At 64.2% G+C, this 15,050-nt stretch carries 15 protein-coding genes and 1 pseudogene; 13 read left to right on the forward strand and 3 right to left on the reverse strand.

The window, feature by feature from the left end; translation table 11 throughout:
• Nucleotides 1-205 precede the first annotated feature (205 nt).
• The 6 genes and pseudogenes from HV770_RS08635 (at nucleotide 206) to HV770_RS08660 (ending at nucleotide 3,142) form a co-directional block, all read left to right on the forward strand.
• Entirely contained in the window at nucleotides 206-574 is a 369-nt protein-coding gene (locus HV770_RS08635) for a nuclear transport factor 2 family protein (RefSeq protein WP_175159004.1), read from the forward strand.
• A gap of 27 nt (nucleotides 575-601) precedes the next feature.
• A pseudogene (locus HV770_RS39525) lies at nucleotides 602-853 on the forward strand (hypothetical protein); the annotation flags it as partial.
• A gap of 269 nt (nucleotides 854-1,122) precedes the next feature.
• Nucleotides 1,123-1,587 (forward strand): RbsD/FucU family protein, encoded by a 465-nt coding sequence (locus tag HV770_RS08645; RefSeq protein ID WP_175159006.1) that lies wholly within the window; start codon nucleotides 1,123-1,125, stop codon nucleotides 1,585-1,587.
• Between the two features lie 160 nt (nucleotides 1,588-1,747).
• The gene (locus tag HV770_RS08650) at nucleotides 1,748-2,155 is read left to right on the forward strand and encodes a VOC family protein (RefSeq protein ID WP_175159007.1); all 408 of its coding nucleotides are present in this window, start codon (nucleotides 1,748-1,750) and stop codon (nucleotides 2,153-2,155) included.
• Nucleotides 2,156-2,371: 216 nt separating this feature from the next.
• Nucleotides 2,372-2,803, forward strand: a complete 432-nt coding sequence (locus HV770_RS08655) for a DoxX family protein (protein ID WP_168669089.1) — start codon at nucleotides 2,372-2,374, stop codon at nucleotides 2,801-2,803.
• Between the two features lie 66 nt (nucleotides 2,804-2,869).
• Entirely contained in the window at nucleotides 2,870-3,142 is a 273-nt protein-coding gene (locus HV770_RS08660; RefSeq protein ID WP_175159008.1) for a hypothetical protein, read from the forward strand.
• A 161-nt stretch (nucleotides 3,143-3,303) separates the two neighbouring features.
• Here HV770_RS08660 and HV770_RS08665 read toward each other — a convergent pair whose 3' ends face one another.
• The gene (locus HV770_RS08665; RefSeq protein WP_175159009.1) at nucleotides 3,304-4,791 is read right to left on the reverse strand and encodes an MFS transporter; all 1,488 of its coding nucleotides are present in this window, start codon (nucleotides 4,789-4,791) and stop codon (nucleotides 3,304-3,306) included.
• A gap of 179 nt (nucleotides 4,792-4,970) precedes the next feature.
• Entirely contained in the window at nucleotides 4,971-6,272 is a 1,302-nt protein-coding gene (locus HV770_RS08670; RefSeq protein ID WP_175159010.1) for an MFS transporter, read from the reverse strand.
• Between the two features lie 355 nt (nucleotides 6,273-6,627).
• Here HV770_RS08670 and HV770_RS08675 point away from each other — a divergent pair, with 355 nt between their 5' ends.
• Together HV770_RS08675 and HV770_RS08680 are read left to right on the forward strand one after the other, a co-directional pair.
• Nucleotides 6,628-7,362, forward strand: coding sequence for a response regulator transcription factor (locus HV770_RS08675; RefSeq protein ID WP_175159011.1), 735 nt, complete (start codon nucleotides 6,628-6,630; stop codon nucleotides 7,360-7,362).
• A 1,088-nt stretch (nucleotides 7,363-8,450) separates the two neighbouring features.
• Nucleotides 8,451-9,146 carry a response regulator transcription factor gene (locus tag HV770_RS08680; RefSeq protein ID WP_175159012.1) on the forward strand — a complete coding sequence of 232 codons (696 nt, stop codon included), beginning with the start codon at nucleotides 8,451-8,453 and terminating at the stop codon, nucleotides 9,144-9,146.
• Between the two features lie 92 nt (nucleotides 9,147-9,238).
• On the opposite strand, the gene HV770_RS08685 is transcribed toward HV770_RS08680, so the two are convergent.
• Nucleotides 9,239-10,144: a dihydrodipicolinate synthase family protein gene (locus HV770_RS08685; protein WP_175159013.1), complete on the reverse strand. Its 906-nt coding sequence runs from the start codon at nucleotides 10,142-10,144 to the stop codon at nucleotides 9,239-9,241.
• Between the two features lie 360 nt (nucleotides 10,145-10,504).
• Between HV770_RS08685 and HV770_RS08690 the strand changes: the two genes are divergently transcribed.
• The 5 genes from HV770_RS08690 (at nucleotide 10,505) to HV770_RS08710 (ending at nucleotide 15,041) form a co-directional block, all read left to right on the forward strand.
• On the forward strand, nucleotides 10,505-11,461 hold the full coding sequence (locus tag HV770_RS08690; protein ID WP_175159187.1) for a 4-hydroxyproline epimerase: 957 nt from the start codon (nucleotides 10,505-10,507) through the stop codon (nucleotides 11,459-11,461).
• Nucleotides 11,458-12,585, forward strand: coding sequence for an NAD(P)/FAD-dependent oxidoreductase (locus HV770_RS08695; protein ID WP_175159014.1), 1,128 nt, complete (start codon nucleotides 11,458-11,460; stop codon nucleotides 12,583-12,585). Before HV770_RS08690 ends, HV770_RS08695 begins: the two co-directional genes overlap by 4 nt.
• Complete coding sequence (locus HV770_RS08700) at nucleotides 12,578-12,859, forward strand: (2Fe-2S)-binding protein (protein ID WP_175159015.1); 282 nt, start codon at nucleotides 12,578-12,580, stop codon at nucleotides 12,857-12,859. Before HV770_RS08695 ends, HV770_RS08700 begins: the two co-directional genes overlap by 8 nt.
• Nucleotides 12,856-14,142, forward strand: coding sequence for an FAD-dependent oxidoreductase (locus tag HV770_RS08705; protein ID WP_175159016.1), 1,287 nt, complete (start codon nucleotides 12,856-12,858; stop codon nucleotides 14,140-14,142). Before HV770_RS08700 ends, HV770_RS08705 begins: the two co-directional genes overlap by 4 nt.
• Before the next feature lie 131 nt (nucleotides 14,143-14,273).
• Nucleotides 14,274-15,041 carry a helix-turn-helix transcriptional regulator gene (locus HV770_RS08710; protein ID WP_175159017.1) on the forward strand — a complete coding sequence of 256 codons (768 nt, stop codon included), beginning with the start codon at nucleotides 14,274-14,276 and terminating at the stop codon, nucleotides 15,039-15,041.
• Nucleotides 15,042-15,050 lie beyond the last annotated feature (9 nt).

Below are 15,050 nucleotides of genomic sequence, written 5' to 3' on the forward strand. Positions count from 1 at the left end.
TTCGGCGAGATGGCCAATCCGACGGACAAACGCATGCGCAAGGCACCCGCAAAATACTGGCGCTCGCCGGCGATGGCGCGCCCGAATCCTTACCTCCCACGTAATCGACGCCACGCCTGCGCGGCGTCAATCTTCACTCCGAGCCCGCCGCATACGACATGTCTGCCGAGCGTAGTGCTCAGTCAAGCCAACAAGGAGTCTTGAGATGAATGCGCATACCGATCTGATCGACCGTTATTTCGACGTCTGGAACGAGACCGATGGCGCGCGCCGTCGCGAGTTGATCGCCGCGACATGGAGCGCCGATGCCGACTATCGCGATCCGCTGCTCGCCGGCGCGGGCCACGACGGCATCGACGCGATGATTCGCGCGGTGCATGAACGCTTCCCGCAGCACGTGTTTCGCCGCACGACCCAGGTCGACGGCTTTGCGAACCGGCTGCGCTTTTCGTGGGAACTGACCACACCCGCGGGCGACGCGATCGTCAAGGGATCGGACTTTGGCGTGGTGGATGCGCACGGCCGTCTCCAGGCGGTCACCGGTTTCCTTGACGAGGCGCCCGGCAGCGCCTGAGCCGCGCATTCCCTCACGGAGACGATCATGCACGAGCCCTTCGCCCCAACGCCGGTTCAAACTGTCATCACGTTCGCGCGTGTGTCGGCGGCCGTCGACGCGTGGTCCAGCGCCATCGCCGGCTTCGCGCTGCTGGCGGGCGCGCGGGCGTTCATGTTCATCGCGTTGCTGGGCTGGCGCGAGCCGGTGTTGGGCGGCGCGGGGCTCGTGCTGCTCGCCCTGATCGGCTGGCTGCGGTGGCAGTGCGGCTGTGCAGCCAGCGCCGCTCCGGATGCCGCGCGGGATGGCGGCGCGCCGCCGTGCCGGGTCGACAGAGAGGGCGGCGGCGCTGTCGTAGCGGTCGGCGGCGTCCAGCCGCGTTGCGCTGAGGCTCGCCACGTTGCTTGCTACAATCGATCGTCGCAATGCGATGTGTGCGATGCAACGCGCTGCAGCCGCACGACCGTCTTCGGGCAGGCCCGAACCCAGCCGTGAGCTCGAGCGAATTGCGCTACCCAACCCGGACGGCTAGCCCGTCGATCGGGACCAACCGACAATAAGGAGACACCGTGCTGAAGAATCTGGACCCGCTGCTGAACGCCGATATTCTGTATGCGCTGCGCTCGATGGGCCATGGCGACGAACTTGTCATCTGCGACGCCAATTTTCCGGGCACGTCGGTTGCGAAGGGGACCGTGCTCGGCAAGTTGCTTCACCTCGACGGCGTGAGTTCGCCGCGTGCGATTCGCGCGGTGCTCTCGGTGATGCCGCTGGACACGTTCATCGAGCAGCCCGCATCGCGGATGGAGGTGGTGGGCGAGCCGCACACGATTCCGGCGGTGCAGCGCGAAGCCCAGGCCGAGGTCAACGCAGCGGAAGGGCGCGAGGTGCCGTTTGCCTCGATCGAACGCTTTGCTTTTTATGAGCGGGCGCGCAAGGCCTATTGCGTCATCGCGACCGGCGAGGAGCGTGGCTACGGTTGCTTCGTCTTCACGAAAGGCGTCCTGCTCGCGCCGGATGCGCCGCGCTCGTGACGTTTGGAGCGCGAGCGCCATCATGTGAAGCGTAAGCCGCAAAGCAAGCGGAAGCGGCACGCAGCGGCACCGACCGCATAATGACTTCCGTTCTGCTCGCACCCGGCGTGCTGGCCTGATTCGCCATGACCCTTCGCAATTCATTACGGTGACGAAACCCATGAGCTTCTCGATAGATAGTCTCGATCATCTCGTCCTGAACGTTGCCGACATCGAAGCCAGCGCGACCTGGTACGCGCGCATGCTCGGTATGCGGCGCACCGAGTTCGCGTCGCGCACAGGTACGCGGGTGGCGATGACTTATGGCAATCAGAAGATAAACCTGCGCCCGGCAACCGCCGACACCGTCGCATGGTTTACCAGCCGCGAGCCGGTGCCGGGCAGCGCCGACCTATGCTTCGTGACCAGCGCGAGCCCGGCCGACGTCAAGGCGCACTGGCTTGCCGAGGGCGTCGCAATCGAGGCCGGCCCCGTCGAGCGTGACGGCGCGCGCGGCCAGATGACCTCGGTGTATTGCCGCGATCCTGACGGCAATCTGATCGAAGTCGCGACCTATCCCGACGTCTAGCCACAGCGGCAGCATGCGCATCCGCGATGCCTGTCTGAAGCGGCCGTTCGCGGTGCGCCCGGATGCCTTTTTCGTCTCCGTGACCCGGCGCGTGTCGCGCCGCGCAATTCCGCGCGAGCTTGGAAAACGCGGCCATTGCACATATGCTCAGGTGCTAGGCGGGGAACTGCGGCTGCTCAGGCGGGTCTGCTGCTTATTCATTTACAGGAGTCCCTCATGTCGCGTCCCGTCGATTCCGGCGTTATTTTCGTTGCACGTATCGCCCTTGCCGTGCTGTTTCTGTGGGGTGGTGTGATGAAACTGCTGGGCTATGCGGGCTTTGTCGGCTATCTGCATTCGAAGGGAGTGCCGTTCGTGCAGGTTGCCGCGCCGATTGCGACCGCAGTCGAAGTGCTCGGCGGTCTGCTGCTGATCGTCGGCTTCAAGGTGCGCCCGCTTGCGCTGATTCTCGCTGTGTACACGGTGGCCACCGCGGTGCTCGGCCACGATTTCTGGAACGTGGTCGATCCGGCCTTGCAACGCGACATGGTGATTCATTTCTGGAAGAACATTGGCATCGCCGGCGGCTTCCTGCTGCTGTTCGTGACCGGCGCGGGACGCATGAGCGTCGACGGCGCGCGCGCGCCGCGCGGCGGGCTGGGTCTCTGATGCCGCACGTTGTTCGGCAATCGTCGCCTCGGCTTTCGATTCTGGCTGTAATCAAGGGAGCACATAATGATTCAAACTTTCGAGCAAACCATTGCTGGCACGGTCACGCAGTTGTGCGCCAGTCTCGGCGAAGGACCTACGCCGCATCGCGTGATCATCAGCCTCGCCGATTCGGCGAAGACGCTGGTGGTGCTGGATGCGTCCGGGTTCATCAGCGCGATCAAGGCCGAAATCGAGGAGCCGGAGAAATTGATCGCCGATGCGATCACCAGGGCGCAAAGCGAAGGACTGATCGAGCGCGCGATCGATACCGGCGTGATTCAGGAAGCGACGTTATAAGCGGGGTGGTGTCGATGGGTGTTGCGTGACACCCGCGTTGCACTTCGAGTTGCCCATCACGATCCCCCGTCGTGCGCAAGCACCGCGGGGGTGTTTTTTTGCGCGAACAGGACGGCGAGGTTGACGGCCGCAAAGACCGGGCGCCACCCTGACTCAAGCCCTCAGCGTGATTCGCCGACTCGCGTCGCGTCCCGTTCTTGCGCGCTCTTCCGCGAGCCAGCCGCCGCCGCGTGCGGCTCAGGATCCACGAGGCAGCTCAACACGCCGCCCACCACCAGCAAACCGACTGAAATCATGGTCGAAGCTTGCATCCCCGTGACGATCTGCGTCGCCGCCATGCCGCTCGCCAGCGCGCCGAAGGCGGCCACGCCCACCGCGCCGCCGGCTTGCCGCGCCGTGTTCAATACGGCGGACGCCGTGCCCGCGCGTTGGGCGTCGGTCGACGCAAGTACGGCGGTGGTCATCGCCGGGACCGCGAGGCCCATGCCCGACGGAATTAGCAGGAACGGCAGCAGCAGGCCGATGAGCGGGGTCGCGGCATCGACCCGATGCAGCAGGCCGTAGCCGAGCCCGGCGGTGATCGCACCGAGGATCATCGGCACCCGCACGCCGAAGCGGCCGATCACCCAGCCGCTCGCCAAGTTCGAGAGCAGAAAGCCGCCCGTCAACGGCAGAAACGCGAGCCCCGCCTGCAATGGGGTGTAGCCGCGCACGCGCTGCAGATAAAGACTCAGTACGAACACCATCCCGTAGTACGTCAGATTCACGCAGATACCGAACAGGACGGCCGCGCTGAACGTGCGCTTTCGGAACAACGAAAGCGGCAGCATCGGCGCCGCGACGCGCGCTTGCACGGCGACGAACGCGCCGGCCGCGAGCAGCGCGACGACGAAACCGCCGGCCACGAGCGGGTGGCCGAGCCCCAGCGGCCGCCATTCGATCACCGCGGCGACAAAGGAGGTCAGCGCGACGATCGCGAGACACTGGCCGCCCAGATCGATGCCGCGCGGGTCGATGTCGGCGTTTCCGCCGGCGCCGGTTGCTGGCGGGCTGCGGCGTTCGGCCTGGGGCCGCGGCACCCAAAGCAGGGTCGCGAGCAGACCGGCCGCGCAAATGGGCAGATTGACGAGAAAAATGGCGCGCCAGCCGAATGCCGCAATCAGCAGACCGCCGACAACCGGTCCGGCCGCGATCGAGATCGCGCCCGCGGCGGTCCACAGGCCGACGGCGCGCGCCCTCAGTTTGGGATCGTGTCCATACGACTGATTGAGCAAGGCCAGCGAGTTCGGCAGCATCGCGGCGGCGCCGATGCCCTGCCATGCGCGCGCGGCGACCAGCATCGTGGCGTCGAGCGCGAGGCCACAGGCGAGCGACGCGAGCGCGAACAGAACGATCCCGGCCGCGTACATGCGTCGCGCGCCGAAGCGGTCGCCGAGCGCGCCGGCCGACAGCATCAGCACCGCGAAGGCGAGCGTGTAGGCATCGACGACCCATTGCAGGCCCGCGACACTCGCGTGCAGGTCCGCGCCAATTCTCGGCAGCGCGATGTTGACGATGGTGACGTCGAGTTGCGTGACGACGAAACCGACGCTGACGGTCGCCAGAACGCGGCCGAGGGCGGGCGAAAGGGGGGAGATTGGCGAGTTCATGCGCTACATCGTAGGCCCGATGCGGCGCACCATGTTTCGGGGCGGCGTGAAGTGTGGATGTTGGCGGAGGGGCGTGTTCGGCGTGGCAGCCGGCAACCGGGACCCCAAACTACAACGGCGCCCCCGAACGAGCGCCGTCGTATAACAGCTCAGTCGATCCAGACCGTGCACCCGCCCGTTCAAGCCGCCCGCGGCGCATCCTTGATGAACAGCGTCGTCAATGCTCCGAGAATGCAGATCGCCCCGACATACATCGGCGCGGCCATCGGGTTCGACTTCATCATCAGCGACACCGCGATCGGCGTGAGTCCGCCGAACACCGCATACGCGACGTTATACGAGAACGAAATGCCGGAGAAGCGCACCACGGGCGGAAACGCCTTGACCATCACGAACGGAATCGCACCGATCACGCCGACGAACAGTCCGGCCACCGCGTACAGCGGCACCAGCGCCGAGGTATCGACGGCAAGTTGTTGGAACATCACGTAGTACGTCACCGCCAGCGCGAGGCCGCCGATGAAAATCGTGCGCCCAGCGCCGATGCGTCCGGCGATCGAGCCGGCCATCACGCAGCCGATCGTCAGGCACAGCGTCGCGACGCAGTTCGCCAGCAGCGCCGTGGCCGGCGCGATGTGAAACTGCTTTTGCAGCAGCGTCGGCGTCATCAGAATCACGACGACGATCGCGGCCGACAGCATCCACGTAAGCAGCATCGACACGATCACGGCGCGGCCATGGTCGCGCAGCACGGCCTTGAGCGGCACTTCCGCGGCGATCGCCTTGCGTTGCTTGAGCTCGGCGAACACCGGCGTTTCATGCAGCCAGCGGCGCAGATAAACCGAGAACATGCCGAACACGCCGCCCACCAGGAACGGCACGCGCCAGGCGTACGCGGAGATTTCCTCCGGCGCGAAGTGGTGGTTCACTGCCGACGCGATCAGCGAGCCCAGCAGGATCCCCGCTGTGAGGCCGGCGGTCAGCGTGCCGCACGCATAGCCGATGTGCCGCTGCGGCACGTGCTCGGAGACGAACACCCAGGCGCCCGGCACTTCGCCGCCGACCGCCGCGCCCTGCATCACACGGAGCAAAAGGAGCAGCACAGGCGCCATCACGCCGATGCTGGCGTAGGTGGGCAGCAGACCCATCATCAGCGTCGGCACCGACATCAGCAGCACGCTCAGCGTGAACATGCGCTTGCGGCCGAACAGGTCGCCGAAGTGCGCCATGACGATGCCGCCTAGCGGCCGCGCGAGATAGCCGGCCGCGAAGATGCCGAAGGTCTGCAGCTGGCGCAGCCAGTCAGGCATCGCGGCCGGGAAGAACAGTTGGCCGATCGCTGGCGCGAAGAACACGAAGATGATGAAGTCGTAGAACTCGAGCGCGCCGCCGAGCGCGGCGAGACCGAGCGTTTTATAGTCGCTGCGCCCAAGAGGGCGTGGGGTGACAGCCTGCGCTCCACCCAGATTTGTCGCTTGCATTGCTATGTCGTTGTTTTGAAATGGGAAGCCACACGTAGCGCGTGGAATACGGCGGTCGTCGGGCGAGAAGTGTGGCAGGCGCTGGGTAGAGCACGGGACACCGGCGCGCCGCCCGGGTAGGACGAACGCGATGACGACTGGGACCAGGCCGGGATTTTACAGGATGAAAGCAGCTCGCTTCGGGAAGTGCTTAATTCGATGGAAGAAAGTTCCCCAGGGCACGGCTTTTTTTGGAGCGCGCTGAATCGTCATCGCGGAGCAGGCTCCATAAATATAAAAATTAAGAATGATCCTATGGGATAGAGACGACATGCCCTGGAGAATGGCGTCCCAGCTATCCCGTTGAGAGCCACCCATGCGCGTTGCTGTACTTCAGCGTGACCCGGTCATGCGTTTGTCGATCGAACAAGCTCTTGTGAGAGCCGGCCATGCCTGCGTGGCTTATGACGACGGCCTTGCCATGTCGAAGGCGCTCGCTCGTTCCACGGCGGATCTGCTGGTGCTGGACTGGCACGGCACCCGTTTGTCGGGTGTCGAAGTGCTGAGGTCGGTGCGCGCTATCGGGGACGGCCGCCTGCCGGTCATGTTCGCGTCGAGCGACACGCTGGAGGAGAGCATGGTGCGCGCCTTCTCCAATGGCGCGGACGATTACGTCGCGTTGCCGTTGCGCCCGGCCGAGTTCCGTGAGCGCGTCGCGGCGTTGTTGCGGCGCGCATATCCGGATCGCCTCGGCGGCGCGAGTTTCCACGTGGGACCCTATCATTTCGATACGCGTCGGCAGCTCGTCATGCTGCGCGATCAACCGGTGCCGCTATCGGGCACGCAGTACCGGCTGGCGACGCTGTTCTTTTCCAACGTTGGCCGCGTGATGTCGCGCGACCATATCTTCGCCATGGTCTGGGGCCGTGAGTTCCGTGAGTTCACCCGCACGATCGACAGCCACGTGTCGCGGCTGCGCTTGTTGCTCGAAATCGAGCCGCAGAACGAATTTCGTCTGCAACCGGTTTATAAGAGCGGTTACAGGCTGCTGCATTTGCGTCAAGGCGAATCGGATGAAGAATGGGACGCCGCGCCGAAGCGGGCTGCTTGAGATCAATTCAGGTTGTGTGGAGTCGATTCGACTTTGGGGAGAATGGGAGGGGCCGAATTTTTTGAGGTTTTTCTCGATGCTGCGCGCAGTGGAGTGATCTCGCCGGAAAGGTCTACGGTCCACGTTCAATATCACCATCAGTTCAATCGAGATCTCCACTGAGTTCCTCAGTGGATGCTCTCAACCGCAGACCAACTGCTTCGATTGACGCCAAGGCGCCGCGAAAGGGCGGCTTGAAGATCACTAGATGTCTTTTTCCTCAACACGATGTGGCGAACAAGGCGTCGCTTCGGCGTCTTCGGTTTCGCTGGGTGCGTCTACATTGGACGGCTGTGTGCAACCGTTGATTGAGCTAAAACTCTTGCTCGCGTTCCGGTCGACTACTAAAAAGAGGACGAGTATCGCAAGCGAAGTGAGGACGTACTCGACAACGTTTAGAAATAGGTGCTGCATCGATAACAGGACGAGGAAAACACAAATGACGAGACTGCGAAGGCACATCGCATAAAGACTTTCTGCGCGCAGAGCGTTGCTGGCACGCTCATGCTAGCAATGCGCCGGTAACGTTGCTGTCAACGATTGATAGATAGCTGCCGCAAAGTTGCTGTGCATTGCGATGAATGATTTGCCTGGAGCACTTTGTTTTTCGGCGTAGAAGGAAAAGCTTTCGCGGGCGGAGCGCCCTCGTCAATCGCAGGGTGTTCTCCACGCTGCCTGGCAGTTATTGCCGATACAGATTCGCCGGAGCGTTCTCGCACGGCGAGAAGTTTGTCGAAGGTGCACGCCGGTTCCGCGTGCAGGATTTGTGTGAGTACGCTCCCTCTGCGAACGAATATTCCTGGGGACCTCGGGGCTCGCGGACGCCTGTCGTGTCGAAAGCAGCAGTAGAACGGGGCGAAATATCCATGTCAAAAGCGAATAAATGTAGACTCGTTCGCGATCCTTAACTATTCGTTGAACGGAATCGTGAAGGATTGAATGTCGGGCAGCTGCTTACGCTGTCTTCACGACGGGAAACGTTAACTGAATGAAGCGCTTTTACGGAATGCACAGGGAAGGCGAATGCTGGACGATCGTGAGAAGTTATTATGAGGGTCGCTGTACTTGAGGACTGCCGGGAGATTCGCGAGTTTGTCTCTCGCCAACTGACAAGCGCAGGCTATCAATGTCAGGAATTTGTCGACAGTAACGCGTTGCTGGACGAATTGCGGCGGCAGACGTTTGATCTTCTGGTGCTCGATTGGATGCTTCCGGACAGGCCTGGAACGGAAGTGCTTCATTGGGTTCGAGCAAACCTTCCACGCACGCTTGCGGTCCTGTTTCTGACATCACGCGCGAGCGATGACGACGTGTCATCGGTCCTGAACTCGGGGGCCGATGACTATCTCGTCAAACCGATCACATCGGGCATGCTGCTGGCGCGCACTCGCGCGCTTCTGCGACGATGTTCCGTGCCGATCGAATTATCTGGTCCGCAGATTTTTGACGATTTCGAGTTCGACTCCGGACGCGGAGAATTGCGATTGCGTGGCGCGCTCATATCGTTAACGCCAAAACAGTTCGCGCTGGCTCTGCTCCTGTTTCAGCATCTGGATGCGCCGTTACCTAACGCGCGGATTATCGAGGCGGTGTGGAGAAGGGCGCCCGACGAGCCAGCGTTGCGGACGTTGAGTACGCACGCTTCGATGCTCCGAACAAAGCTGGGCCTCCGACCACAGCATGGCTATCGTCTGATGCCGTTGTATGGCTACGGATATAGATTGCAACGTGTGCCATCTGGTTGATTCAGATATCCCGCTGCAACGGCGAGTCTCATGGCGTTGATGGTCCTCCTCGCACAGGCTCGCCCACGTGCGGCGGCTAACCCCCTGCCGCGTCAAGCGGCTGGCAGCGTCGGCCGTGTTTCGATCGCGCGACGAATCAGCGCTTCGACTGCCTTACGTTCGTCGCCCGCGAGCGCAAGACGAGGCGGCCGCACGAGCTCGGTGCCCAACCCAACGATCGTCTCGGCCAGTTTGATGTTCTGCACGAGCTTCGGCGATACGTCGAGCGCCAGGAGCGGCGCGAACCAGCGATAGATCGCACGGGCCTCTTCGAGGCGTCCGGCTTTCAGCAGCTTGTAGATCGCCACCGTCTCGTGCGGAAAGGCGCATACCAGACCGGCGACCCAGCCATGCGCGCCCATCAGTATCGCTTCCATCGCGAGGTTGTCGACGCCGCACAGAATCGCGAAGCGGTCACCGACCACGTTGATCAGATCCGTCACGCGCCGCACGTCGCCGCATGATTCCTTGATTGCAACGATCTTCTTTTCGTCGGCGATCTCCGCGAACATGTCGGGCGTCATGTCGACGCCGTAGGCGAGCGGGTTGTTGTAAATCATCAGTGGCAGCGCGCTCGCATCGGCGACGCTGCGGAAATGGTTGAGCGTCTCGCGTCGGTCCGACAGATAACGCAGCCCCGGCAACACCATATAACCTGCTGCGCCATGCTTGCTGCCGGCTTCGGCCTGGCGGCAGGCGTCGAGCGTGCTGTTTTCGGCGATCGTCAACAGCACCGGCACTCGGCCGCGTGCGGCTTCGACGGCAACGTCGAGCACCTGCAGCTTTTCGTCGAGCGATAGCGTCGACGCCTCACCCAGCGAGCCGCATACGATGATGCCGTCCACACCCGCGTCGATCTGCGCTTCGATATTCTTGCCGGTCCAGCCACGGTCTATGCTGAAATCCGCGTGGAACTTGGTGGTGACTGCTGGCAATACGCCTTCCCAGATATGCGTCACGACTGCTCTCCTGAGTGTGATGTGTCGAAGCGAAGTGTAAGCAGGGAAAATGTCGCCGTCTTGCGCGAATCGCGCGCGGCGGATGACGATTTCGGCATAGTCGATTTATCTGTCATGCCGTGCTTCTACCGCGCAATCGCGCCGCAAAGCGCATTCGCGGCAGCACCCGTAATTAGTCGATAGCCGGTGAGCACAGCCATCCATTCACGGTCGCAGCGATATCCGGCTCGTACTGCTCACAAGGACGCGCCGCGCGAGCATTTTCCACGATCGCACCCGTACCGTCGCTCCGTCGCTATGCCGAAATCGTCACAATCCACGCGCACGCTCACCAAGACCCGAATGCTCGCCGTTCCTACCATGAGCGGCATGAAAACGTTGAACATCATCGATTCGCACACAGGCGGTGAACCGACCCGTCTCGTCGTGTCAGGTGGCCCCGAGCTGGGTGGCGGCACGCTCGCGCAACGGCTCGACGTATTCCGCACGCGCTTCGATGACTGGCGCGCGGGCATCGTCACCGAGCCGCGCGGTTCGGACGTGGTGGTCGGTGCGTTGCTGTGCGAGCCGGACGACCCTACATGCGCGGCCGGCGTGATCTTCTTCAACAACGTCGGCTATCTCGGCATGTGCGGGCATGGAACGATCGGGCTCGTCGTGTCGCTCGCGCACATGGGACGGATCGGGCCGGGGCGTCACCGGATCGAGACACCGGTCGGGGTGGTCGAAGCGATGCTTAACGACGACGGCAGCGTCGCCGTGCGCAACGTGCCGGCCTATCGCTATCGCGCGGCGGTGCGCGTCGAAGTGCCCGGTTATGGCACGTTGAGCGGCGATATCGGCTGGGGCGGCAACTGGTTTTTTCTCGTCGCCGATCATGGGCGCTTACTGGACGCGTCGGATATTCCTGGCCTGAGCGCGTTCAGTTCGGCGATTCGCGATGCGCTGATCGCCCAGCAAATCACCGGCGCGGACGGCGCGCTGATCGACCACATCGAACTCTTCGGACCCGGTTCGCGCGACGGCATCGACAGCCGCAGTTTCGTGCTGTGTCCCGGCAATGCGTACGATCGATCGCCGTGTGGCACCGGCACCAGCGCGAAAGTCGCGTGTCTCGCGGCCGACGGCAAGCTGGCCGAGGGCGCGGTGTGGCGGCAGGAGAGCATCATCGGCAGCGTGTTCGAGGCGAGCTACGTTCAGGCGGGCGACGGAGTCTCGGTGATTCCCACCATCACGGGCCACGCGCACATCACGGCGCAAGGGCGGCTCTGTTTCGACGAGCGCGATCCATTCGCGTGGGGCATTCGCACGACATGAGCGCGGACGTCGTGATCGTCGGGGCCGGTATTGTCGGTGCTGCATGCGCGGCGGAATTGGCCGCGCTCGGCATGCGGGTCGACGTGCTCGACGCGCAGCGCATTGGCGGCGGCGCGACGGCGGCGGGTATGGGCCATATCGTCGTGATGAACGACTCGCCGGCGGAATTCGCGCTGAGCCGCTATTCGCGCGATTTGTGGCTTCAACTCGCGTCGCAGTTGCGTGCGCGCGACGCGTTTGCGCGTTGCGGCACGCTGTGGGCCGCCGCCGACGAAGAAGAATGGGAAGCCGCCCGCGCGATGCAGGCAGCGTTCGAAGCGCAGGGCGTCGCCGCCCAACTGCTGAGCGCAGCCGAATTGCGCGACTGCGAGCCGGCATTGGCGGCGTCGTTGACGGGCGGCTTGCGTATCGAGCACGACAGCATCGTGTATGCACCCACCGCCGCCGAGTGGCTGCTGACGCAATCGCCCAATGCCGCGAACATCCGCGTGCGGCTCGCGGCGCCGGTGGCGTCGGTCAAGGCGGGCGGCGTCACGCTGGCCGACGGCGAACGCGTCGGCGCGGCGCATGTGATCGTGGCCAACGGGCTGGGCGCGCGGCAACTCGTGCCGCGCCTGCCCTTGCAAGCGAAGAAGGGCCATCTGCTGATCACCGACCGCTATCCTGGACTGATCCATCATCAACTGCTTGAACTCGGCTACATCAAGAGCGCGCACCACGCGGCTGGCACGTCGGTCGCATTCAATGTGCAACCGCGGCCCACGGGGCAATTGTTGATCGGCTCGTCGCGCCAGTTCGACACCACCGATCCCACCGTCGAAATGCCCGTGCTCGCGCAGATGCTGCAACGCGCTGCGCGCTATCTGCCGGTGCTGCCGACGCTCAACGGTATTCGCGCGTGGACCGGCTTTCGCGCGGCTTCGCCGGACGGATTGCCGCTGATTGGACCGGCCGGCGAGCTTGCGCCCGGCGTGTGGCTCGCTGTCGGTCACGAGGGGCTAGGTGTGACGACCTCGCTCGCCACCGCCAAACTGCTCGCCGCGCAGATCACGGCGAGCGCCATGCCGATTCCCGTGGAACCGTATTTGCCCATCCGTTTCGTCGAGCAGGTGGTTCATGATTGACGCAGACGCCGACACGGGCCGCATCCGCTTGAGCATAGACGGCCGGCGTATCGACGTCGAAGCCGGCACGACCGTGGCCGCGGCACTCGTTATCGCGGGTGTGAAGGGTTCGCGGCTGTCGGTCGGCGGCGAGCGTCGCAGCGCTTTGTGCGGTATGGGCGTGTGCCAGGAATGCCGCGTGACGATCGACGGCCGGGCACATGCGCTGGCTTGCCAGACGCTCTGCCGCGCAGGCCAGATCATCCACACGCACGACGCGGCGCTCGCGCGATGACGCTGCACTTCGACATCGTCGTGGTCGGCAGCGGGCCTGCGGGCCTGAACGCCGCACACGCAGCGTTGCGCGAAGGCGCCACGGTCGCGCTGATCGACGACAATCCGCGCGTCGGCGGCCAGATCTGGCGGCAAGGTCCGGGGCAGGCGCCGCAAGCGCCGCTGCACACGCTTCTCGCTGCATTGAAACAGCAGAGCAAGCTCACCCACTGGCCATCCACTCGCGTAATCGCACCGCTGGCTTCGCGCGGCTTGCTGCTCGAATCGGCGGAACTCGGTGGTGTGTGCATCAGCTATGACCGATTGATCCTCGCGACCGGTGCGCGTGAGCGGCTTTTACCATTCGCGGGCTGGACCTTGCCCGGCGTCACCGGCGCAGGCGCGTTGCAGGCGCTGATCAAAGGCGGCATGCCGGTGCGTGACGAACGGATCGTGATCGCCGGCAGCGGTCCCTTGCTGATCGCCGCGCTCGCCACAGCCCGCGCAGCCGGCGCGCGGGTGGTGGCGGTGGTGGAGCAGGCGCCGGCGCTCAGGGTTGCGCGCTTCGGTGCTTTCCTGCTGAGCGAGCCAGCGAAGTTGCGGCAAGCGCTCGGCATGACGCGCAGTTTCGCAGGATTGCGTTACTGGAGCGGCAGTATCGTGCGCGAGGCGCAGGGCGCAGGCCGCGTGCAGCGAGCGATCATTCAGCGTGGCAGCCAGCCGGAGGTGACGCTCGATTGCGAGCGCGTCGCTTGCGGCTATGGACTCTTGCCGAACATCACGCTTGCGCAGGCGCTCGGCTGCGCGATCAGCGACGTGGGCGAGATCGTCGTCGACGACGAGCAGCGCACGTCGGCCGACTGTGTGTTTGCGGCAGGCGAATGCACCGGCATCGGCGGCGCCGAACTGGCGTGTGTCGAGGGCGAGATCGCCGGGGTAGCGGCGAGCGGCGCTGCCGCTGCAAAGCGCGCGGCGCTGCATTCGGCACGGGCGCGCTGGCGCCGTTTCGGCCGACGCGTAGACAGCGCCTTCGCGTTGCGGGACGCCGCGCGCACGCCGCCCGCCGATGCCACGCTGTTGTGCCGTTGCGAAGACGTGAGCATCGGCGAGGTGCGCCAGTGCGCGGACTGGCGCGAGGCCAAGCTGCACACGCGCTGCGGTATGGGCGCGTGCCAGGGACGAATCTGCGGCGCGGCTGCGAGCGTGTATTTTGGTTGGCCGGCCGCCGCGCCGCGCCCGCCGTTCAGTCCGGCGCAAATCGGCACGCTGATGACGCCTGGCGCGCCGCCGCCGCCGGGCGACTGACGTTCCCGCACCCAGACGTCGCAGGATGGCTCCGGATATTGTCGGCTCAAGCGCCGCTCTATAATCGACCGTCTGCGCCAAAGTCATTCGCGAATACGCCTTCTCAGCAACGGACCAACGGGACCCGCACGATGAACACACTCGCTCATCCGCTCGAACCGGACAATGCCACGCTGGCGGACATGCTGTCGCACTTCAGGTTGCTGGAGCCGGTGTTCGACGCGATGCCGGACGTCGTGTTCTTCGTGAAGGATGCTGACGCGCGTTACGCGCTGGTCAATCGTACGCTGGCCTCGCGTTGCGGTTTCAAGGAAAAGACCGCACTGCTTGGCAAAACCGCCGAGGATGTGTTCCCGCGCCGCTTCGGGCGAATCTACACGGCGCAAGACAAGGCGATCATCGGCATCGGCAGCCAGATGCTGGATCAACTGGAACTGCACCTGTATCCCGGCCGCCAGCCTGGCTGGTGTCTCACGTGCAAGCAGCCGCTGCGGGACCCGGCGGGCAAGGTGGTCGGGCTCGCCGGCATTTCCCGCGATCTGAAAGCGGACGAGAGCAGCCACCCGGCCTACAGCCGGCTCGCGGCGGTCGTACAGTCGATCCAGGAAAACTATGTGCAGCCGTTGAATCTGAAGCAGCTCGCTGCGATGGCGGATATGTCGGTCGCGCAACTGGAGCGCTACTTTCGCAAAGTGTTTCATCTGACGCCGCGTCAGGTGCTGCTGAAAACGCGTCTCGACGCGGCCACCGCACTGCTGGTGTCGCACGACAAGGTCACCGACGTCGCCGCCCTCTGCGGTTACACCGACCACAGCGCATTCACCCGGCAATTCAAGGCGACCGTCGGCGTCACGCCGAGCGAATACCGGATGCTGCTGCACGGCACCTCGCGGAGTTGAGCCGCCGCC

Source organism: Paraburkholderia fynbosensis, assembly GCF_902859935.1.
GTDB classification, from domain to species: domain Bacteria; phylum Pseudomonadota; class Gammaproteobacteria; order Burkholderiales; family Burkholderiaceae; genus Paraburkholderia; species Paraburkholderia fynbosensis.